The sequence below is a fragment of the Neisseria sp. P0021.S007 genome (assembly GCF_051956855.1).
This window is the reverse complement of record NZ_JBQCXA010000253.1, coordinates 1-889: the sequence shown is the minus strand read 5'-3', so window position 1 is coordinate 889 and position 889 is coordinate 1. Positions and strand designations below refer to the sequence as shown.

Genomic DNA, 889 nt, shown 5'->3' with positions numbered 1-889 from the left:
AGTTAAAGGCAGAGTAGTCTTTCTCTTCAAAAGTTCTACCAACTAATTCATTGATTTTAGAGGTAATTAACTTTTCATGTTCATAAGTTAATTCAAGTACTTGTTTCAATGATGAAAATTGATGAGGTGGTTCATCAATTTGTGTGATGATAGCCAATGCGCCGGTCTCATTTAAATAAGTGAAGAGTTTACGCATATGCTGCATTTCCTCAGCCGCATGCTCTGATAAAAATTTTGCAGCTCCTTCGAAACCTTGTTGTTCGCACCAGGCGCTCATTTGTAAATATAAGTTAGAAGAATAAAACTCTAAATTCATTTGATCATTTAATAGTTTAATCACGCTATTTGATAACATTTTATTTCTCCTATTCTTATAAAGTTTTTAATTCACGATCAATGTAGTAGAGCGCTGTACCACTTTCACCAAGAAGTTTGAATTTATCAACAATACTGTTAAATAATTTTTCTTCTTCATGCTGTTCAGCTACATACCATTGTAAGAAGTTAAAAGTAGAGTAATCCTTTTCTGCAAAAGTACTCTCAACTAACTCATTAATTTTAGATGTCACTAGTTTTTCGTGTTCAAGTGTTGTTTCAAAAACTTCTTTTAATGAAGCGTAATCGTGTTTAGGGGCGTCAATTTTACCTAACAAAGGCATTCCACTGGTTTCGCTCACATAAGTAAACAACTTTTGCATATGTTCCAATTCTTCATCGGCATGACGAAGTAAAAATGCTGCAGCGCCTTCATAACCATGTTTATGGCACCATGCACTCATTTGCAAATAGACATTTGATGAATACAACTCGAGATTAATTTGTTCGTTTAATTTTGCTGTAATTGACTTACTTAGCATAACTAACTCCTTTTCTTAATGCGGTTATATAG

Annotated in this window: 2 protein-coding genes; both read right to left on the bottom strand. The window is 33.3% G+C overall.

Annotated features, from left to right (window positions below; all coding sequences use genetic code 11):
- Window positions 1-355: ferritin (locus ACTHUR_RS12625; protein WP_440398828.1), on the bottom strand; the 355-nt coding region annotated here is incomplete at its 3' end.
- 16 nt (window positions 356-371) lie between these two features.
- Window positions 372-857: a non-heme ferritin gene (ftnA, locus tag ACTHUR_RS12620; RefSeq protein ID WP_003686837.1), complete on the bottom strand. Its 486-nt coding sequence runs from the start codon at window positions 855-857 to the stop codon at window positions 372-374.
- Between the last annotated feature and the right edge of the window lie 32 nt (window positions 858-889).